Below are 18,623 nucleotides of genomic sequence, written 5' to 3'. Positions count from 1 at the left end.
GACGCATGCACGCGCTCGACATCCTCGGGGACCCGGTCCGACGCCGGATCCTCGAGCTGCTCGCCGACGGCGAGCTTGCCGCAGGCGACGTCGGGCGCATCGTCCACGCCGAGTTCGGCATCAGCCAGCCCGGGGTCTCGCAGCACCTCCGCGTGCTGCGAGAAGCCGGGTTCGCGACCGTGCGCGCGGAGGGCACGAGGCGCCTGTACACGCTCGATCCCGAACCGCTCGCCGAGGCGGCGCAGTGGTTCACGCCGTTCGAGCGGTTCTGGACGCCCCGACTCGACGCCCTCGGCACCGAGCTCGCCCGCGGACGGAGGCAGCGCCGCATCGCGGCGGCGACCCGACCACCCGACCAGGAGCAGTGACATGGACATCCGAGCACAGATCGACGCGGTCGACCGCACCGTCGGCACCGAGGAACGAGACGGCGAGCGCATGCGCGTGCAGACGCTCGCGCAGGTGTATCCCTCGCCCATCGACGACGTGTGGAACGCCCTCACCACGGCCGAGCGGATCCCGCGCTGGTTCCTGCCCGTGGCGGGTGACCTGCGCCTCGGCGGCAGCTACCAGCTCGAGGGGAACGCCGGCGGCACGATCACCGCGTGCGACGCGCCCAACTCGTTCAGCGCGACGTGGGAGTACGGCGGCGGCACGACCTGGATCACCGTCCGGCTCACCGAGGTCGACGCGGAGCACACGCGCTTCGAGCTCGAGCACGTCGCACGCGCCGCCGACGTCACCGACGAGATGTGGGCGCAGATGGGCCCCTCCCCCACCGGCATCGGCTGGGACGGCGCACTGCTCGGCCTCGGGCTGCACTTCACCACGCGCGAGATCCGGCCCGACGACTCCGCCGAGTGGTCGCAGACCGACGAGGGCGTGGCGTTCATGCGGCTCAGCGCCGACCGATGGGCCGAGGCGGATGTCGCGGCCGGCGCCGACCCGGCGACCGCCGCCGCCGCGGCCGACCTCGTATACGGCATGTACACGGGCGCGGCTCCCGCGCCGATGCCCGAGTAGCCGAGGCCGTACGCCGAACCGCCCCGCCGGGTGTCGCCGGCGGGGCGGTTCGCGTTCACGTGCGGGCCGGCACGGTGAGGAGACGCCGGCCCGCACGAGCTCAGTCGGCGGACGCCCGCGAGAGCACCTCGCCGCGGAAGAACGCCGGGCGCTTGATCGCCTGCCAGATCATGATCACGACGCCCGTGAGCAGCACGACCATGCCGAGGATGAACACGAGGCCGACGCCGCCGATGTTCGACCCGCTGCCGTAGTCCGGGTCCATGCTGTCGACGAGCGTCGTCACGAAGAGCACCGACAGGATGACGCCACCCACGAGCGGGAACAGCAGGGTGAAGAAGAACTCGCGCACCGAGCGGAACCAGGTCTTCCGGAAGAACCACACCGCCGCGAACGCCGTGATGCCGTAGTAGAAGCAGATCATCATGCCGAGCGCGGTGATCGTGTCCCACAGGACGTTCTCGCTCACGAACCGCATGACCGCGTAGAAGACGGATGCCACGACCGCCGACACGATCGTCGCGTACCCGGGCGTGAAGAAGCGGGGGCTCACGCGCGCGAACTTCTCGGGCAGGGCGCCGTAGTGGCCCATGGCGAGCAGCGTTCGCGCGGGCGACACGAACGTGGACTGCAGGCTCGACGCGCTCGAGGTGAGCACCGCGAGCGACACGAGGATCGCGAGCGGGCCGAGCACCGGGCCGGCGAGCGCGAAGAACACGTTGTCCTGGATGTCGGGGTTGCCGAGGCCGTACTCGCCGTCGCCGACGCCCGCGAACGAGATGAGCGAGACCGAGATGAGCAGGTACAGCGAGACGATGATGAGCACCGAGAGCGTCGCCGCACGACCGGGCGTCCGCTCGGAGCCCTTGGTCTCCTCGTTCATCGTGAGCGTGACGTCCCAGCCCCAGAAGATGAAGATCGACAGCGACAGCCCTGCCGCGAGCGCGCTGAAGTCGCTCACCGCGAACGGGTTGAACCAGCTGAGCTCGATGGGCGTCGCGTCGAACGCGTTGCCGTTCGCGACCTCGATCAGGGCGGCGCCCGAGAAGACCACGAGCACGATCACCTGGAACCCGACGAGCCAGTACTGCAGCTTCTGCGTGGTGCGCATGTCGCGGTACGAGATCATCGTCGCGCCGAGCATGAACAGGAGGCACACGACCACGTTGACGAACGGGTTCGCGGCGATCCCGGCGATCTCGGGGTTGCCCACGATCTGCGAGATCGCGAGGAACAGGAAGTCGACCGCGATGCCCGCGAGGTTGGAGAGCACCAGGATCGTCGCCGCGACGAGGCCCCAGCCGGCCATCCACCCGATCCACGGGCCGAAGGCCCGCGTCGCCCACGTGAACGAGGTGCCCGAGTCGGGCATGCGGCGGTTGAGCTCACGGTAGCCGAAGGCCACGAGCAGCATCGGGATGAACCCGAGCAGGATGATCGCGGGGACCTGCGTGCCCACCTCGGACACGGTCGGCCCGAGCGCGGCGGTCAGCGTGTACGCGGGCGCGATGCACGAGATTCCGATGACGATCGCGCCGATCAGGCCGACCGATCCGGCCGAGAGGCCCTTCTTGGTGATGCCGTGCTCGTTCGAGTCGACCGCGCGGGTCGCCTCGGTCAGCGGGGCAGGACTGGAGGAGTGTTGCGACATTGCAGCGTCTTTCAGGTGAGGGTGGTGCGGGGCACCACGATCATGGGCGCCGGGAGCTCGCGCAGCATCTTCGCCGCGGTCGAACCCAGGAAGAGGTGGCGCGGAGCCGCGAGGCGGCTCGAGCCGACGAGCACGAGCTCGCCCTGGTGCCAGTCGAGGGCGCGCACGGCATCCTCGATGGTCTCGCCCGTCGCGGTCTCGACGGTCGCCTCGATGCCCTCCGGCAGTGCCTGGCGGGCCTCGTCGAGCACCTCCTCGGCGTGCACCGAGCTGGTCAGCGCGGCGAGGTCGGCGTCGAGGCCGGCGGGAAGGTCGATGGGCACGAGCGAGAGCAGGCGCAGCGGCGCGCCCGTCGCACGTGCGAGTCGGATCGCCGACTCGAGGAGCGCGTCGGCCCCCGGGCGCGTGCCGACCGCCGCGGTGATGCGCGTGATCCCCTGCGAGGCGGGCAGTTCGCGCGAGCCGGACGGCGCGAGCAGCACCGGCACGTCGGAGGAGTGCAGCAGCTCGTTCGCGACGGACCCGATGCGCGACCGGCCGAGGAGGCCGCCGCGGGCCGTGCCGATGACGATGAGTCGCGCGTCGAACTCGTGCGCGGCGTCGATCAGGCCCTCGGCGAACGATTCGGCGTAGCGCAGGTGCAGCTTCGAGGCGACATCCGCCCCCAGGTGCTCGGACGCCTGCTCGAGCCACTCGCGGGACTGCGCGCGGAGGTACCGCTCGTAGCCCGCGTCGGCCGGGACGCTGGAGTTGCCCGCCTCGGACGGCAGGACCATGACGACCTCGAGCGGCGCGCCGGCCGCCGCCGCGAGCCGGCTCGCGACGGCGAGCGCGTCGGCGCCGGCGGCGTTGGCCGTGTAGCCGACGAGGATGCCCGACGCGGTCATGCCCGGGCCTCGATCGCCTCGAGCGCCTGCGCGGCGACGACGCGCCCCATGCGGATGGCGCCGTCGACGTGCTGGTACCCCTTGCCCGCCATGTCGGAGCAGGCGAAGCGGATCGGACCGACCGGCGTGCGCAGGTCGGCGCCGTAGCGCGCGAGGCCGCCCATGTCGAAGCTCGCGGCGTACGCCCCGCGCGTCCACTCCTCCGAGCCCCAGTCGGACTCGTAGTAGACGACCGGGTGCTTGGCCTGCTCGCCGTAGTAGTGCGAGAGCGACTCGAGGATGCGCTCCCTGCGCTCCTCCGCGCTCAGCCGGAACACCTCGTCGGCGGCCTCGTCGGACACGAAGCCGACGAGCGTGCCGCGGGTGTCGCCGTGGTTGGTGTTGTCGTAGGCCTCGTGCGAGAGCTCGTACGGGCTGAACGCCGTGCCCGACAGGCCCTGCTCCCGCCAGAACGGCGTCTCGTAGACGGCGTGCACCTTGATCACGAAGCCCATCGAGACGTGCTGGTGCATCTGGTGCTGGAGGCGCGGCAGCGGCGGCTCGTACGAGATGCGGTCGTACAGGATCGGCGCGAGCGCGAGCACGACCTGCGAGGCGTGCACCTCGAGCGAGTCGCTGATCACCGTGACGCCGGCCTCGGGCGCCTCCGGGTTCCATCGGACGGTGCGCACCGGCTGCCCGAGCTTCACGGCGTCGCCGAGGCGCTCGGCGAGGAGCAGCGGCACCTGCTGGAGGCCGCCGACGACGCGCTTGTCGAGGATGAAGTCGGCGTCGACGAGGTTCGAGAACGAGCCCGCGGAGGCCGCCATCAGCAGCGCCTGCAGCGCCGAGAACGCGTGGGTCGGCTTGGTGAGCATCGCGCCGGCAATGAACATGCCGATATTGAGCTTCGCCTCCTCGTCGTCGGTCTGCGTCCCGAGCCACTCGGCGAACGAGATCTCGTCGAGCTCCTTCGCGCGCGGGTGCGCCCACGGCTGCTCGGGATCGATCTCGGCGACGAGCTGGTCGAGCTTCTCGATGAGGCCGACGATCTCGCCCTCGGTGCGCGCGGGCACCGGGAAGATCTCGCCCTCGAAGAGACGCCGCTCGCCGTCCTCGGCGATGTAGACGTTCCGTCCCTCGCGGTAGCGCTCGTACGTCTCGAGGCCGAGCTCGTCGAGGGTCTCGATGAGCGCGTCCTGGTCGGGCGAGACCCACTGGCCGCCGATCTCGAGCATGGCGCCGTCGACGTCGCCGGTCCAGAGCCGGCCGCCGACGCGGTCGCGCGCCTCGAGCACGACGACGTCGCGCCCGGCCTTCACGAGCTCGGTCGCGGCGGTGAGGCCGGCGGCGCCTGCGCCGACGATGACGACGTCGGTGTCGATGCGTTCCATGGTGGAGGTGCTTTCTGTGCGTGGTGCTGCGGCGCTCCGGAGCGGAGCGGAGAGGGTGGGACGGATGCCGCGGCGCGCGGCGGACCTGCGGCGCGGGCCGCGGCATCCGTCGCCGGCGGTCAGGCCGGGATCAGGGTGTACTTCGTGTCGAGGAACTCGTGGATGCCCTCGAAGCCGCCCTCGCGGCCGATGCCCGACTGCTTGACGCCGCCGAAGGGCGCCGCCGCGTTCGAGACGAGGCCCGTGTTCAGGCCCATCATGCCGGTGTCGAGGCGGTCGATCATGCGGTGGCCGCGGGCGAGGTCCTGCGTGAACACGTACGAGATGAGGCCGTACTCGGTGGAGTTGGCCAGGCGAACGGCCTCGTCCTCGTCCGCGAACGTGGTGATGCCGAGCACCGGTCCGAAGATCTCCTCGCGGAGCAGGCGGGCGTCGTCCGACACGTCGCCCAGCACGGTCGGCGCGTAGAACGAGCCGTCTCCCTCGATCGCCGAACCGCCGGCGAGGACGGTGGCGCCCTTCGAGACGGCGTCCGTCACGAGCTCGTGCGTCGACGCGACCGCGTCGTCGTCGATGAGCGGGCCGATGTGCACGTCGTCCTCGGTGCCGCGGCCGACGTTCATGCCGGTGACCCGCTCGGTGACGCGGCGCGCGAACTCGGCCGCGACCGACTCGTGCACGATGAAGCGATTGGCCGCCGTGCAGGCCTGGCCGATGTTGCGGAACTTCGCGACCATGGCGCCCTCGACCGCCTTGTCGAGGTCGGCGTCCTCGAACACGACGAACGGCGCGTTGCCGCCGAGCTCCATCGAGGTGCGGAGGATGCCCTGCGCCGACTGCTCGATGAGCTTGCGGCCGACCTCGGTCGAGCCGGTGAACGAGAGCTTGCGCAGGCGCGGGTCGGCGATGATCGGGCCCGAGACCTTCGACGAGCTCGTCGTCGTGACGACGTTGACGACGCCCTTCGGAAGCCCGACCTCCTCGAGCAGCTGCACGAACGCGATGGTCGTGAGCGGCGTGAGCGCGGCGGGCTTGACGACCACGGTGCAGCCCGCGGCGAGCGCCGGCGCGATCTTGCGGGTCGCCATCGCGAGCGGGAAGTTCCACGGCGTGATGAAGTACGACGGGCCGACGGGGCGCTGCGCGACCACGATCCGGCCGGTGCCCTCGGGGTTCCAGCCGTACCGGCCGGTGATGCGCACGGCCTCCTCGCTGAACCAGCGGAGGAACTCGCCGCCGTACTTGACCTCGCCACGCGCCTCGGCGAGCGGCTTGCCCATCTCGAGCGTCATGAGGAGGGCGAAGTCCTCGGCCCGCTCCATGAGCGTGTCGAAGGCGCGGCGGAGGATCTCGCCGCGCTCGCGCGGCGCGGTCGCGGCCCACGAGGCCTGCGCGGCCACGGCCGCGTCGAGCGCGCGGATGCCGTCGGCGGGCGAGGCGTCGGCGATGGTCTTGATCACGTCGCCGGTGGACGGGTCGCGGACCTCGAAGGTCCGGCCGTCCTCGGCCGCGATCCACTCGCCGCCGATGTAGAGGCCGTCGGCGACCTGATCGAGGAGTGCGGATTCCTGCGTTGCAGTGGTCATGCTCGGAGTGTCCGTTCGTTCGGTGTGCGCTGGTGGCGCGCGATCACGGGTAGAGGCCGCGGAGGCGGTGCGCCTCGGCGACGCGCTCGACGGCGAGCGCCGTGGCGGCGGTGCGGAGCGAGAGGTCGCGGGCCTCGGCGTAGCCGAGGACGTGACGCCAGGCGTTCAGCATCCGCTCCTCAAGTCTGCTCTCGACCTCGTCGACCCGCCACCAGTACGCCTGGTTGGCCTGGACCCATTCGAAGTACGAGACGATGACACCGCCCGCGTTGGCGAGGATGTCGGGGACGACGACTGCGCCGCGCTCCCGGAGGATCGCGTCGGCGGCCGGGGTGGTCGGGCCGTTGGCGCCCTCGACGACGACGCTCGCGAGCACGTCGCGGGCGTTGCCCTCGTGCAGCACGCCCTCGACCGCGGCCGGGACGAGCAGGTCGACGTCCTGCGTGAGCACCGCGTCGCGGTCGAGTCCGTCGCCGCCGGCGAAGCCGACGACCGAGCCCGTCGCGCGCACGTGGTCGGAGAGCGCCTCGATGTCGAGGCCGGCGTCGCTGCGCACGGCGCCGTACTGGTCGCTCACGGCGGTGACCTTCACGCCCGCCTCGGAGAGGAAGCGCGCTGCATCCGCACCGACCTTGCCGAAGCCCTGCACGGCGGCCGAGGCGCGCGACGGCTCGATGCCCGCGTGCCGCAGTGCGGCGAGCGCGATGTGCGTCACGCCGCGGCTGGTCGCCGAGGCGCGGCCCAGCGAGCCGCCGAGCGAGATGGGCTTGCCGGTCACGATGCCGGGCACGGTGTACCCGGAGTTCACCGAGTAGGTGTCCATCATCCAGGCCATGGTGCGCTCGTCGGTGCCGATGTCGGGCGCGGGGATGTCGCGCTCCGGTCCGATGATCGGCAGGATCTCGCTCGTGTAGCGGCGCGTGACACGCTCGAGCTCGCCGACCGAGTGGTCGCGCGGGTCGATCGCGACGCCGCCCTTCGCGCCGCCGTACGGCACGTCGAGCAGGGCGCACTTCCAGGTCATCCACATGGCGAGCGCGCGCACCTCGTCGAGGTTCACGTTCGGCGCGTAGCGGAGGCCGCCCTTGGCGGGGCCGCGGCTGAAGTTGTGCTGCACGCGGTAGCCGAGGTACACCTCGGTCTCACCGGTGTCGCGCCGAAGCGGCACGGCGACCGCCATCTCGCGGCGCGGGGTCGCGAGCATGCGGTGCAGGCCGTCGCCGTAGCCGAGCAGGTCGATCGCCTCGGCCAGCTGGGCGCGGGCGTCGACGAGCGGGGTCGGCTCGGCGTCGGCGACCGCGAGGGCGGATGCCGCGGCGGTCGGGATCACGGGCGACGCCGTCGTCGCCGTCACGGGGTTCATGCGTTCCGCAGCCCTTCCGCGACGACCTCGAGGCCCTCGACGAGCAGGTCGTCCGAGATGGTGAGCGGCGGGAGGAAGCGGATGACGTTGCCGTAGGTGCCGCAGGTGAGCACGAGCACGCCGTTGGCGTGGGCGTGCGCGGCGACCTTCGCCGTGAGCGCCGCGTCGGGCGCGCCGGTGGCGGGGTCGACGAGCTCGACGGCGACCATGGCGCCGCGGCCGCGGACGTCGCCGATGCGCGGGTCGGCCGTGCGGAGCGCGTTGAGGCGGCCGATGAGCACCGAGCCGATCTGCTTCGCGCGCTCGATGAGGCCGTCTTCCTCGTAGGACTCGATGGCCGCGAGGGCGGCGGCGCAGGCGAGCGGGCTTCCGGCGTAGGTGCCGCCGAGGCCTCCGGCCATGGCGGAGTCCATGATCTCGGCGCGTCCTGTGACGGCCGAGAGCGGGAGGCCGCCGGCGATGCCCTTCGCGGTGACGATGATGTCGGGCACGATGCCCTCGTGCTCGCTCGCGAACCAGGCGCCGGTGCGGGCGAAGCCGGTCTGCACCTCGTCGGCGATGAAGACGACGTCGTTCGCGTTCGCCCACTCGACGAGCGCCGGCAGGAAGCCGGCGGCGGGCACGATGAAGCCGCCCTCGCCCTGGATGGGCTCGATGATGATCGCGGCGAGGTTCTCGGCGCCGATCTGCTTCTCGATCTGCGTGATCGCGCGGGCCGCGGCCTCGGCGCCCGAGAGGCCGCCGTCGCGGAAGGGGTAGCTGAGCGGCGCGCGGTAGACCTCGGGCGCGAACGGGCCGAAGCCGTTCTTGTAGGGGATGTTCTTCGCCGTGAGCCCCATGGTGAGGTTCGTGCGGCCGTGGTAGGCGTGGTCGAACGCGACGACGGCCATCTTCTTCGTGTGGTGGCGCGCGACCTTGATCGCGTTCTCGACGGCCTCGGCGCCCGAGTTGAACAGGGCCGAGCGCTTCTCGTGGTCGCCGGGCGTGAGCTCGTTGAGCCTCTCGGCGACGGCGACGTAGCCGTCGTACGGGGCGACCGTGAAGCACGTGTGCGTGAAGGCGTCGAGCTGCGCCTTGACGGCGTCGACGACGCGCGGGTTCGAGTTGCCGACGCCGGTCACGGCGATGCCCGAGCCGAGGTCGATGATCGAGTTGCCGTCGGCGTCGACGATGACGCCGCCGCCGGCCGCGACGACCGAGACGGGGATGGTGTGCCCGACGCCCTTCGCGACGGCCTGCGCCTTGCGGGCGATGAGCTCCTGCGAGCGCGGGCCCGGGATGCTGGTGACGAGGCGGCGCTCCTGCGGGAGGGCGGGGCCGCCGACGGTGGTGGCCGTGGTTTCGACGATGGTCATGGGGTGCTCCGATGCGGTGACGACGGTGGCGATGTCGGGCAATGGTAGACAGCCCGAAACGGATGCCACCCCCTCCCCGATGTACACTCGAACCCGTACTGCTCGACGCGGCGTACATCGAGGAGGTTGCCGTGAAGCCCACCGTGCGCACCCTGCTCGGCCGAGACGACCTCGCGCTCACGCTGCTGACCGACGCGGCGTCGCTGCCGGCGCATGCCCTCGACGCCGCGGTGCCCTGGGTCCACAGCTCCGACCTCGCCGATCCGGCGCCGTTCATCGAGCCCGGGCAGGTCCTGCTCACGACCGGCACCCAGTTCGGCGCCGACAGCGGCAGCGACGACCCGGCCGGTTTCGACGCGTACGTCGCGCGTCTCGCGGGCGCCGGCGTCTCGGCCCTCGGCTTCGGCACGGAGGTCGTCCGCGACGGCACGCCCGCACTCCTCGTCGAGGCCTGCGCACGCCACGGCGTGCCCCTCTTCGAGGTCCCGTACCGCACCCCGTTCATCCGCGTCGCGCGCACGATCGCCGAACTCAACGCCGCCGACGCGAACGCCCGCCAGGCCTGGGCGCTCCAGGCGCAGCGCGCGATCTCGCTCGCCGCGCTCCGGCCCGACGGCCTGGGCGCGACGCTCAGCGAGCTGAGCAACCGCCTCGGCACGTGGGTCGGGCTGGTGGATGCCGCGGGCGCCCTCGACCGCGAGGCGCCCGTCGGCGGCCTCGGCCAGCCCGCACTCGGCGAGGTCGTCGGCGAGGCGCGGACGATGCTCCGACGCGGGCAGCGCGCGAGTCGCACGCTCGAGGCGGGCGCCTCGGTGGGCAGGGCGCAGCGGATGACCCTGCAGACGCTCGGCGCCGGCGGTGCGCTGCGCGGCGTGCTCGCCATCGGCGACTCCCCCGAGCTCGACCAGGCGGGCCGGGAGGTGGTGACCGCGGTCATCGCGCTCGCCGGGCTCGCGCTGGAGCAGAACCGCGACCTCGACCGGGCCCGCGGGCACCTCCGTTCGGGCCTGCTGCGGTCGATGCTCGCCGGCGACGTCGACCTCGCGGCCGACGTCTCCGCGGAGATGTGGGGCCCGCTGCCCGCCGAACCGGTGCGCGTCGCGGTGGCGGACCTGCCGCCGGAGCACGCCGACCGACTCGCGGAGTTCCTCGAGCTCCGGGTCGACGACCGCGACGGGCGCCTGTTCTTCGGCCGCGACGGCGAATCGGTCGTCATCGTCTGCGAGGACGAGGACCGCGAGGTCGCCGACGAGGTCGCGAACGAGTTCGACGTGCCCGTCGGCGTCTCGGACGCGGCATCCCTCGGCGAACTCGCCCGCCTGCACGAGCAGGCGCTGCGCGCCGTCGAGCGGGCCCGCGAGACCGCACCCGGCGTGGTGTGGTTCGACGACATCAGCCGGCAGGGCGTCCTCGCGTTCCTCGCCCGCACCGACGCGCGGGCGGTCGCCCGCGCGACGCTCGAGCCGCTCATCGAGTACGACCGCGAGCAGGGCACGACACTGCTGGACACCACGCGGACCTGGCTCGAGCACGGCGGGCAGTTCGACGCGACCGCGCAGGAGCTCGGCGTGCATCGGCACACCGTGCGCAGCCGGATCGCGCTCGCGGAGAAGCTCCTCGGTCGCGACCTCTCCGGATTCCACGCGCGCGCCGACCTGTGGGCGGCCCTCCTCGCGACCGAGTGACGCGGCCCGACTGCCGGAGGTCGGAGGCCCTACCGGCCCCGGGCGCGTCGGCGTACCCTGACGGGAGGACGAGGAGGTTCGCGATGCAGGCGACGGTCGGCGACCGGCTGGTCATCCACGGCAAGCAGGTGGGCAGTGCGGAGAAGCACGGCGAGGTCCTCGAGGTGCGCGGCGCCGACGGCGGCCCGCCCTACCTCGTGCGCTTCGACGACGGACATGAGGCGCTGCTCTACCCGGGCGCCGACTGCGAGCTCGAGCACGCCCACTGACCCGTCCCGCCGACCCGACCCGCCGGCGTGTTGCCGGCGCGGGCGCAGGGTCCGGGCGGCGGATGCCCCGCGATAGCGTGGAGGTCATGTTCCACTCGTACGCGGCGATCGGCGACAGCTTCACGGAGGGCGTCGGCGACGAGTTGCCCGACGGCGTCTCCCGCGGCTGGGCCGACTTCGTCGCGCTCGGGCTCGCGAAGGCGGCCGCGCCGGAGCCGGTGCGCTACGCCAACCTCGCGATCCGGGGCCGCAAGCTCGGCCCGATCATCGACGAGCAGCTCGACGCGGCCATCGCGCTCGGCCCGGAGGTCATCAGCTTCAACGGCGGCGGCAACGACATGCTGCGCCCGCGCATGCCCGAGGAGGTGGTGGCCGACCGCTTCCGGCTGGCGATCCACCGCATCCGCGACGCGGGGATCCACGTGCTCATGCTGAGCGGCGCGAACCCGACCGACCACCTCCCGCTCGGCCGCGTGTTCGACGCGCGCGGCGCGCGCCTCACGGTCGCGCTGCAGGACCTGGCGCAGCTCGACGGCGTCACGTTCGTCGACAACTTCAGCGACCGGTCGCTCCGCGACATCCGCTACTGGTCGGCCGACAAGCTGCACCTCAACTCGCTGGGGCACGCGAAGGTCGCCTCGAACGTGCTCACCGCGCTCGGCGTGCCCGTGCCCGACGAGTGGGGCGTCGCCGAGGTCGCGGCCGCGCCCGCCGGCCGGAAGAGCCGCAACACCGCCACGTACTACCGCGAGTACGTCCTGCCCTGGATCGGCCGACGACTCACCGGGCGGTCGTCGGGCGACGGCCGCACGGCCAAGCGTCCGACGCTCGAGCCCGTCGCGCTCGACGCCTGACCCGGGCAGCGCGCCCGACGCGCCGCGCTCAGTCGGCGAGCACGCCTCGCACGAACGCGCGCGTGCGACGCGCGAGGCCGTCGATGCGCGACCACGCGTGCGAGCCGCTCCGCACCTCGGCGGGCGCGAGCGGGGCGTGCAGGCGCACGTTCTCCTGGCACGACAGGTCGCTGCACGCGTACGTGCCCACCGTGCTCCCGTTCCGTCCGGCCTCGCCCGCGCGTCGTGCGGAGAACATCGTGACCTGGTTGGCGGGCTGCTGCGTGTGGCACAGGTTGCACATCCCGGCACGGAATCGCGACGCCGGCGGGTCCGCCGCCCGGAGCACGATGCCGACCGGCTCGTCGTCGATGAGCGTCACGAGGTAGCCGCGTCGTCCGGCCTTCCGGTCGCGCCAGGCGAGGGCGTCGACGTGCTCCCAGTCGACCAGCAGGTACTCGAGCGGCAGCTCGAGCTCCTCGAGTTCCCGATCGGTCGCGTTCACGAACGACGACCGGAGCTCGTCCTCGCTGAGCGGACGCATCCGACCCCCTTCGACCCGAACCAGTGTAGGCGCGTCGCCGCGAGCACCGGGCGCACGCCGATGCCGGCTCCCCGCGCCGGCGCTCGGGTGTCAGGCGAAGCTCGGGCGCGGGCGGTCGTCAGTCCGCGGGCACCATCCGGCGGGGGTGCGGTCGTAGGCGTGCGCCGGGCCGTCGGCGACGAGCCGGGCGAGGGCGTCGAGGAGGCGATCGACGTCGTCGGCCGACGAGCCCGCGCCGAGGCTGACCCGGAGGCCGTTCGCCCGGGTCGCGAGGCGGTCGAAGAAGGGGTGCGCGCAGAAGCGTCCGGCGCGGACCGAGATCCCGTGCTCGGCGGCGAGCGCGGCGGCCACGAGCCCGACCGATCCGCGCTCGAGCTCGATGGTCGCGATCCCGAGCCGATCGTCGAGGTCGCCGAACCCGCTCAGCACGCGCACGCCGGGCAGGGCCGCGAGCCCGTCGTGCAGCCGAGCGGCGAGCGCGTCCTCGTGGGCGGCTCGCGCGTCGTCACCGAGCCGCTCGAGTTCGACCAGGGCGCGCGCGAGCGCTGCGGCGCCGACGACGTTCGGCGTGCCCGCCTCGTGCCGTTCGGGCCCGGTCTTCCACACGGCGGCCTCGACCGACACCGACTCGACGGCGCCGCCGCCGGCGAGGTGCGGGGCCGCCGCATCGAGCCAGTCGGCGCGGCCGACGAGCGCTCCCGCCCCGAAGGGCGCGTACGCCTTGTGCCCCGAGAAGGCCAGGTAGTCGATGCCGGTGCCCGCGAGGTCGATTCGTCGGTGCGGCAGCAGCTGCGCGGCGTCGACCGCGAGTCGTGCGCCGTGCGCGTGCGCGAGGTCGGCCACCGCGTCGAGGGGGAGCACCTCGCCCGTGAGGTTCGATGCGCCGGTGATGGAGAGCAGCGCGGCCGGGCGGCGCGCGAGCTCGGCTGCGAGCGCCTCGAGCGTCGCCGCGAACGTCGGCCGTGCGACGACGACGCGTCGCCCGCGGCGCTCCCAGGGCAGCAGGTTCGCGTGGTGCTCGATGTCGAGCACCACGGTCTCGCCGGGCACCGCGCCGGCGAGGAGGTTCAGCGCGTCCGTCGTGTTGCGCGTGAGGACCACGAGGTCGTCCAGTCGCGCGCCCACGTGCCGCGCGACCTGGATGCGGGCGTCCTCGAGCAGGGCGGTCGACGCCTGCGACGCGTAGCCCGTGCCGCGGTGCACGCTCGCGTAGTACGGCAGCACGGCGGCGACGTGCGCCGCGACCGAGGCGAGCGCCGGGGCGGATGCCGCGACGTCGAGGTTCACGTGCCGGACCCTGCCGCCGCCGAGCACCGGGACCTCGAGCCCTGCGTCGACGAGTTCGGCGAGCGGGCCGGGCCCGATGCGCATCGCGCCGGCGACGTCGGGCGCGCCCGACGCGGCGGGTGCGGCAGCGGGCACGGTGGTCGCGGTGCTGGTCATGACGCCTCCTGGCTGGGGGTCCGTCGAGGCTACGGAAGCCCGGTCCGGCGCCTCAACGGCGGTCCGTCACCGTGCGTCACCGCGCGACACGCAGCGCAACACGGTGGCGCCGTCGAGCGCCGCGAACGCACTCCTGCGCGGACGTACGATTGACCCATCCGGCGCACTCGCGCCATGCGCCCCCACCGAACCGGAGCACCCCACGACGTGATGACGAACGAGCCCGAGCAGCCCCGCGACCTCCGCCTCCGCATCGAGGGCGACGCCTTCCACCGGCGCGTGCCCGACGCGGATCGCGGACTGCAGCTCAGCGGGAGCCCGGAGCTCGTCATCGTCGAACCCGATGCCCAGCATGCGCGATTCGACCGCGACGACCTCGTCGTGCGCCGCGGCCAGTACGCACTGCGGAACGGGCACGCGACCCCGCACGAGTCGATGGTCGAGGACCTCCTCGCCGTGGCATCCGCCCTCGACGCGGGCCGCGTCGACTACCTGCTCGTGCGCCGCGACGGCGGGCGGCCCGTGATCGCGGTCGACCGCCGCGACCGCAAGCGCGTCGTCCGCTCGCTCGCGACCGCGTTCGCGAACGAGCCGTTCTACTCGGCGACGTTCCTGCCGCAGAAGTCGGTCGACGGCCCGGACGTCCTCGTCGCCGACGGCATGCTCTCCACGGAGCGCAAGCCGCTGGCGGTACGCCTCTACCGCCCGCGCATCGAACCGGTCGGTCGACTGCGCTACGGTGCGGAGTCAGCGGTCCAGCTGGAGTTCTGGCGCTTCGGCGACGACGTGATCGAGGCCCCGATCGAGAACGCGCTGATGCGTCGCACGCTCCCGCGCGGCGAGGCCGTCGAGGAGACCGTGCACCTGCACGGCCGCGACTGGCGCACGCTCGAGCACATGTGGCAGCCGCTCGCGAGCGACGTCGACTTCGAAATCGACATGGTCTTCTCGTGGGTCGACGGGTCCGACGTCGAGTTCCTGCGCGAGCGCGCCCGGCGCATGCAGACCTACGTCGTCGGCGAGGGCGATGACTCGGAGGCCCGCTACCGGCAGATCGACGAGCTGAAGTACGCGCTCCGTTCGGTCTACCTCTTCGCCCCGTGGGTGCGCCGCATCTTCATCTGCACCGACTCGCGCCCGCCGGCGTGGCTCGCCAGGCACCCGAAGGTGACGGTCGTGCGGGCCGAGGACATGTTCGCCGACACCTCGGTGCTTCCGACGTACAACTCGCATGCGATCGAGAGCCAGCTGCACCGCATCCCCGGCATCGCCGAGCACTTCCTCTACTCGAACGACGACATGTTCTTCGGCCGGCCGGTGTCGCCCGACCTGTTCTTCTCGCCCGGCGGGATCACGAAGTTCGTCGAGGCCGGCACCCGCATCGGCCTCGGCGAGTCCGACCCGAGCCGGTCGGGGTTCGAGAACGCGGCGCGCGTGAACCGCGCGCTGCTGCGAGCGAAGTTCGGCAAGGTCACGACGCGCCACCTCGAGCACTGCGCCGCCCCGCTCCGCCGGAGCGTCATGGCCGACCTCGAGGCGACCTTCCCCGAGGAGTTCCGCCGCACCGCGGCGAGCCGATTCCGTTCGGCGACCGACATCTCCGTCACCAACTCGCTGTACCACTACTTCGCGCTCCTCACCGGGCGCGCGGTCGTGCAGACCGACGCGAAGGTCAAGTACATCGAGACCACGCTGCAGCGTGCCCTGCCGGCGATGAAGCGGCTGCTGAAGCGCCGCGACATGGACATGTTCTGCCTGAACGACGGCAGCTTCCCCGAGATCTCGGTCGAGGAGCGCACCGAGGCGGTCATCGAGTTCCTCGAACGCTACTTCCCGTTCGCGGCGCCCTGGGAGAAGCCCCAGTCGGATGCCGCCGCACGGGCCGCCGCGACGGACGAACGGCCGAGCCTGACCGCCTGACGGCGCCGGCGCCTCGCCTCGACCCGACCCGCCCCGCCCCGCCTACGAGCGGAGCGCCGACGTCGACGGCGTGACGGCGAGCGGCTGGAACTCGGCGCCGGACGGTGCCGCGGCAGACACCGCGGGAGCATCCGGGATCACGATGCCGTCGGCCGAGAGCCGCCGGGCCGACTCCGCCGGGTCGATGAAGTCGAGCGGCGCGTGGTCGCCGAGCGGCACGACCGAGTGCAGCACGGTCGTCGGGTACACGTGCACGAGGTTGAAGGCGCGAGCCCCGTCCCATCCGCGCGTGCCGCCGGTCGGCACCGTGAGGTCCTGCGTGTAGCAGCTCGCCGACGCGACCGAGACCGGGATGCCCGCGAACGCCGCGGTCGAGGAGTAGTGCAGGTGCCCGGCGATGATCGAGCGGATGTCGCTGCCCGCGACCACCTCGGCGAGCGCGGGCTGGTCGCGGAGCTCGACCGACACGGCGAGGTCGAGCACGCTCGGCACGGGCGGGTGGTGCATCGCGAGGATCGTGCCGTGCGGTGCGGGGATGGCGAGCTCCTCGGCCAGCCAGTCGAGCTGATCGCCCGAGAGCTCGCCGTGGTGGTGGCCGGGAACCGTCGAGTCGAGCGTGATCACGCGCAGCCCGTCCACGTCGTCGACGCGGTCGACCGGCCGCTGCCCGCCGATGCCGTCGCCGAGCAGGCCGCGCCGGAACGCGTCGCGCTCGTCGTGGTTGCCCATGACCCAGATGACGCGCGTGCCGAGCCTGGCCGCGACGGGGTCGACGATTCGCCGGATCAGCTCGTACGCCTCGGGCTCGCCGCGATCGGCGAGGTCCCCGGTGAACACGATGGCGTCGGGACGCCCGCCGGACGCCTCGAACTGCTCGAAGAGCTCCTTCAGGTGCCGGTCGGCCGCGACGCGATCGTAGAGCCGCCCGCCTCCGGCGAGCAGGTGCGTGTCGCTGACGTGGAGGAGGAAGTGCGACGGCCGAGGGTGCTCGGCCTGCCGGGTGCTCACGTGGGCTCCGATCGTTGCGGGGTGCGTCCGGGTGGACACGACGCTAGCGCACCACACCGATCCGAACGCCCGGTGACTGCGGAGTGTGACGGAGCTGAACGGGACGAGCGGCGCGACGGGGCTCGGGCGGTCAGTCCTTCGACTTGTCGGGACGGTTCTCGGCGCCGGGCGGATCCGGCCGGCCGTTGCCGTTCGACTCCTCGGTCGGCTCCGGGGCGGTCGTCGGCTCGACGGCCGTCGTCGGCTCCGGCTCGATCGGCGCGTCGTCGGCCGGAACGCTCGGGGCGGGCGTCGTGGGCGTCGCCGGTGCGGTCGGCGGTGCGGTCGTCGCCGTCGGCGAGCCGGTCATGGGACTCGGCATCACGAACTCAGAACTCGGTCGCGGCCCGGCGTCGTCGTCGTCGTCGTCGACCGATCCGTCGCCCTCGGCGACCGGAGGCTGGGAGATCACCGCGGCGGTCGTGGCGAACGCCGCGCCGGAGACGACGAGCGCGCCCGCGATGAGCACGAGCAGTCGGTGCGCGGAGATCCAGGGCAGCACGGGACCGGCACGGAACCGTGCGATCGCGCCGGAGACGGCGGCGAGCGCGCCCGCCGTGGCGGCGGCCGCTGCGGCGACGGCCCGGCTCAGCGGACCGGTCGGACCGGCGGGAGGGGCCGCGTGACGGCCTCGCCGCCCTGCACCCTGGCCCGCCCCGGGGTCTTCCATGCCGTCCATCGCCTCGTCCGTCGTACTGCCGCAGTGCAGCAGCATACCTGCGGAACGGCGTCGGCACCTCCCGAACGGGGGGTCTCGAGCCGCACACGCCGGATGCGGCATCCGCTCGCCGACGAACGGATCAGGCGACGGCCCAGCCGACGAGGTACGCCTCGACCGCCACCTGCGGCACGACGACGACGGGTCCCGCCAGGTTCATGAGCAGGTCGGCGTTCGTGCGGCCGAGCGGCAGGAACCCCCGGCTCGCGACGCGCCGCCCGGTCACCGTGAGCACCGCCCGGCGCGACACCGCGATGAGCGCCTCGGCGGCGTCGCCGCCCGCGCTGCGGACGTCGGTCTGGACGTCGGGCGCGCGCTCGGCGACGATCTCCGCCGCCCGCTCGAGCGCCCGCTCGTCCACGTGGTCGCCGTCGGCCGCGCGCAGCAGGACGAGCGGCTCCCCCAGCCGGTCGGCCTCCTCCGCCGCGAAGCGAACGGCGTCGTCGCTGTCGGGCCCCTCCGAGACCCCGACGGCGACGCCCGAACGGCCGCGCCACGAGGTCACGGGGACCACGGCGCTCGGCGACGCGGCGACCGCGGCGAGCTGCAGGCTGCGCGAGCCCATCGCGCGACCGTGGAAGTACCCCACCTTGTGCGTTCCGACCACGACGAGGTCGGCGTCGCGGGACGCCTCCGCGAGGGTCAGGATCGGGCTCCCGACGGCGACGACGCCGCGGACCTCGATCTCCGGCGCGATCCGACGCGCGACGTCCGCCTCGCGCTCGGCACGATCCTCCGCGGTCACCCGGAGCTCGACCAGGGCCGACCCTCCGAGGCTGCCCCAGCCGTCGTCGACCACGGTGACCAGGACGAGCGCATCCCCGGTGCGCTGCGCACGCCGAGCCGCCCATTCGACGGCGGCACGGCTCGCGACACTCCCGTCGGCGCCGACCACGATCGTCATGGCTCCAGCATCCGCGCCGCTG

General features: G+C 73.0%; 17 protein-coding genes. 6 read left to right on the top strand and 11 right to left on the bottom strand.

From position 1 onward, the window contains the following. Positions 1-5 precede the first annotated feature (5 nt). Together ACFVHK_RS08295 and ACFVHK_RS08290 are read left to right on the top strand one after the other, a co-directional pair. Positions 6-368, top strand: a complete 363-nt coding sequence (locus tag ACFVHK_RS08295; protein ID WP_376928400.1) for an ArsR/SmtB family transcription factor — start codon at positions 6-8, stop codon at positions 366-368. Position 369: 1 nt separating this feature from the next. Further along, the gene (locus tag ACFVHK_RS08290) at positions 370-1,023 is read left to right on the top strand and encodes an SRPBCC family protein (protein WP_376928399.1); all 654 of its coding nucleotides are present in this window, start codon (positions 370-372) and stop codon (positions 1,021-1,023) included. 100 nt (positions 1,024-1,123) lie between these two features. Here the strand turns inward: ACFVHK_RS08290 and ACFVHK_RS08285 are convergent, their stop codons facing one another. The 6 genes from ACFVHK_RS08285 to gabT all read right to left on the bottom strand — a co-directional run bounded on the left by ACFVHK_RS08285 (position 1,124) and on the right by gabT (position 9,238). Continuing rightward, positions 1,124-2,674, bottom strand: a complete 1,551-nt coding sequence (locus ACFVHK_RS08285; protein ID WP_129235402.1) for an APC family permease — start codon at positions 2,672-2,674, stop codon at positions 1,124-1,126. An 11-nt stretch (positions 2,675-2,685) separates the two neighbouring features. After that, positions 2,686-3,561 (bottom strand): universal stress protein, encoded by an 876-nt coding sequence (locus ACFVHK_RS08280; protein ID WP_376928398.1) that lies wholly within the window; start codon positions 3,559-3,561, stop codon positions 2,686-2,688. Next, the gene (locus ACFVHK_RS08275; protein ID WP_376928397.1) at positions 3,558-4,934 is read right to left on the bottom strand and encodes a flavin monoamine oxidase family protein; all 1,377 of its coding nucleotides are present in this window, start codon (positions 4,932-4,934) and stop codon (positions 3,558-3,560) included. The genes ACFVHK_RS08280 and ACFVHK_RS08275 overlap by 4 nt, the downstream gene beginning before the upstream one ends. A 119-nt stretch (positions 4,935-5,053) precedes the next feature. Continuing rightward, positions 5,054-6,520 (bottom strand): NAD-dependent succinate-semialdehyde dehydrogenase, encoded by a 1,467-nt coding sequence (locus ACFVHK_RS08270; protein ID WP_376928396.1) that lies wholly within the window; start codon positions 6,518-6,520, stop codon positions 5,054-5,056. A gap of 43 nt (positions 6,521-6,563) precedes the next feature. Next, on the bottom strand, positions 6,564-7,883 hold the full coding sequence (locus tag ACFVHK_RS08265; protein ID WP_376928395.1) for a Glu/Leu/Phe/Val family dehydrogenase: 1,320 nt from the start codon (positions 7,881-7,883) through the stop codon (positions 6,564-6,566). Then, the gene (gene gabT, locus ACFVHK_RS08260; RefSeq protein ID WP_376928394.1) at positions 7,880-9,238 is read right to left on the bottom strand and encodes a 4-aminobutyrate--2-oxoglutarate transaminase; all 1,359 of its coding nucleotides are present in this window, start codon (positions 9,236-9,238) and stop codon (positions 7,880-7,882) included. The genes ACFVHK_RS08265 and gabT overlap by 4 nt, the downstream gene beginning before the upstream one ends. Before the next feature lie 131 nt (positions 9,239-9,369). Between gabT and ACFVHK_RS08255 the strand changes: the two genes are divergently transcribed. From ACFVHK_RS08255 to ACFVHK_RS08245, 3 genes are all read left to right on the top strand, one after another. Beyond that, positions 9,370-10,923 carry a PucR family transcriptional regulator gene (locus ACFVHK_RS08255; RefSeq protein ID WP_376928393.1) on the top strand — a complete coding sequence of 518 codons (1,554 nt, stop codon included), beginning with the start codon at positions 9,370-9,372 and terminating at the stop codon, positions 10,921-10,923. Positions 10,924-11,006: 83 nt separating this feature from the next. Then, on the top strand, positions 11,007-11,192 hold the full coding sequence (locus tag ACFVHK_RS08250; RefSeq protein ID WP_129235638.1) for a DUF1918 domain-containing protein: 186 nt from the start codon (positions 11,007-11,009) through the stop codon (positions 11,190-11,192). An 86-nt stretch (positions 11,193-11,278) separates the two neighbouring features. Then, positions 11,279-12,046, top strand: coding sequence for an SGNH/GDSL hydrolase family protein (locus ACFVHK_RS08245; protein WP_376928392.1), 768 nt, complete (start codon positions 11,279-11,281; stop codon positions 12,044-12,046). Positions 12,047-12,074: 28 nt separating this feature from the next. Here the strand turns inward: ACFVHK_RS08245 and ACFVHK_RS08240 are convergent, their stop codons facing one another. Further along, positions 12,075-12,569, bottom strand: coding sequence for an FBP domain-containing protein (locus ACFVHK_RS08240; RefSeq protein WP_129235640.1), 495 nt, complete (start codon positions 12,567-12,569; stop codon positions 12,075-12,077). A gap of 90 nt (positions 12,570-12,659) precedes the next feature. After that, positions 12,660-14,012 carry an aminotransferase class V-fold PLP-dependent enzyme gene (locus ACFVHK_RS08235; protein ID WP_376928391.1) on the bottom strand — a complete coding sequence of 451 codons (1,353 nt, stop codon included), beginning with the start codon at positions 14,010-14,012 and terminating at the stop codon, positions 12,660-12,662. A gap of 174 nt (positions 14,013-14,186) precedes the next feature. Here ACFVHK_RS08235 and ACFVHK_RS08230 point away from each other — a divergent pair, with 174 nt between their 5' ends. Then, complete coding sequence (locus ACFVHK_RS08230; RefSeq protein ID WP_376928390.1) at positions 14,187-15,932, top strand: stealth family protein; 1,746 nt, start codon at positions 14,187-14,189, stop codon at positions 15,930-15,932. Between the two features lie 42 nt (positions 15,933-15,974). Here ACFVHK_RS08230 and ACFVHK_RS08225 read toward each other — a convergent pair whose 3' ends face one another. From ACFVHK_RS08225 to ACFVHK_RS08215, 3 genes are all read right to left on the bottom strand, one after another. Beyond that, positions 15,975-16,940, bottom strand: a complete 966-nt coding sequence (locus ACFVHK_RS08225) for a phosphodiesterase (RefSeq protein WP_376928389.1) — start codon at positions 16,938-16,940, stop codon at positions 15,975-15,977. Positions 16,941-17,070: 130 nt separating this feature from the next. Then, the gene (locus ACFVHK_RS08220; RefSeq protein ID WP_376928388.1) at positions 17,071-17,658 is read right to left on the bottom strand and encodes a hypothetical protein; all 588 of its coding nucleotides are present in this window, start codon (positions 17,656-17,658) and stop codon (positions 17,071-17,073) included. Positions 17,659-17,779: 121 nt separating this feature from the next. Continuing rightward, positions 17,780-18,601, bottom strand: coding sequence for a universal stress protein (locus ACFVHK_RS08215; RefSeq protein ID WP_376928387.1), 822 nt, complete (start codon positions 18,599-18,601; stop codon positions 17,780-17,782). Between the last annotated feature and the right edge of the window lie 22 nt (positions 18,602-18,623).

Origin of the sequence: Agromyces binzhouensis, assembly GCF_042672355.1 — a bacterium.
In the GTDB taxonomy this organism is placed as follows: Bacteria; Actinomycetota; Actinomycetes; order Actinomycetales; family Microbacteriaceae; genus Agromyces; species Agromyces binzhouensis.
Note: the sequence above shows the minus strand (reverse complement) of the source record. Positions and strands in the feature narration are given on the sequence as shown.

Coding starts and splice junctions, on each gene's coding strand:
- ACFVHK_RS08295 (WP_376928400.1), top strand. CDS start 6: ATGCACGCGCTCGACATCCTCGGGGACCCGGTCCGACGCCGGATCCTC.
- ACFVHK_RS08290 (WP_376928399.1), top strand. CDS start 370: ATGGACATCCGAGCACAGATCGACGCGGTCGACCGCACCGTCGGCACC.
- ACFVHK_RS08285 (WP_129235402.1), bottom strand. CDS start 2,674: ATGTCGCAACACTCCTCCAGTCCTGCCCCGCTGACCGAGGCGACCCGC.
- ACFVHK_RS08280 (WP_376928398.1), bottom strand. CDS start 3,561: ATGACCGCGTCGGGCATCCTCGTCGGCTACACGGCCAACGCCGCCGGC.
- ACFVHK_RS08275 (WP_376928397.1), bottom strand. CDS start 4,934: ATGGAACGCATCGACACCGACGTCGTCATCGTCGGCGCAGGCGCCGCC.
- ACFVHK_RS08270 (WP_376928396.1), bottom strand. CDS start 6,520: ATGACCACTGCAACGCAGGAATCCGCACTCCTCGATCAGGTCGCCGAC.
- ACFVHK_RS08265 (WP_376928395.1), bottom strand. CDS start 7,883: ATGAACCCCGTGACGGCGACGACGGCGTCGCCCGTGATCCCGACCGCC.
- gabT (WP_376928394.1), bottom strand. CDS start 9,238: ATGACCATCGTCGAAACCACGGCCACCACCGTCGGCGGCCCCGCCCTC.
- ACFVHK_RS08250 (WP_129235638.1), top strand. CDS start 11,007: ATGCAGGCGACGGTCGGCGACCGGCTGGTCATCCACGGCAAGCAGGTG.
- ACFVHK_RS08245 (WP_376928392.1), top strand. CDS start 11,279: ATGTTCCACTCGTACGCGGCGATCGGCGACAGCTTCACGGAGGGCGTC.
- ACFVHK_RS08240 (WP_129235640.1), bottom strand. CDS start 12,569: ATGCGTCCGCTCAGCGAGGACGAGCTCCGGTCGTCGTTCGTGAACGCG.
- ACFVHK_RS08235 (WP_376928391.1), bottom strand. CDS start 14,012: ATGACCAGCACCGCGACCACCGTGCCCGCTGCCGCACCCGCCGCGTCG.
- ACFVHK_RS08230 (WP_376928390.1), top strand. CDS start 14,187: ATGCGCCCCCACCGAACCGGAGCACCCCACGACGTGATGACGAACGAG.
- ACFVHK_RS08220 (WP_376928388.1), bottom strand. CDS start 17,658: ATGGACGGCATGGAAGACCCCGGGGCGGGCCAGGGTGCAGGGCGGCGA.
- ACFVHK_RS08215 (WP_376928387.1), bottom strand. CDS start 18,601: ATGACGATCGTGGTCGGCGCCGACGGGAGTGTCGCGAGCCGTGCCGCC.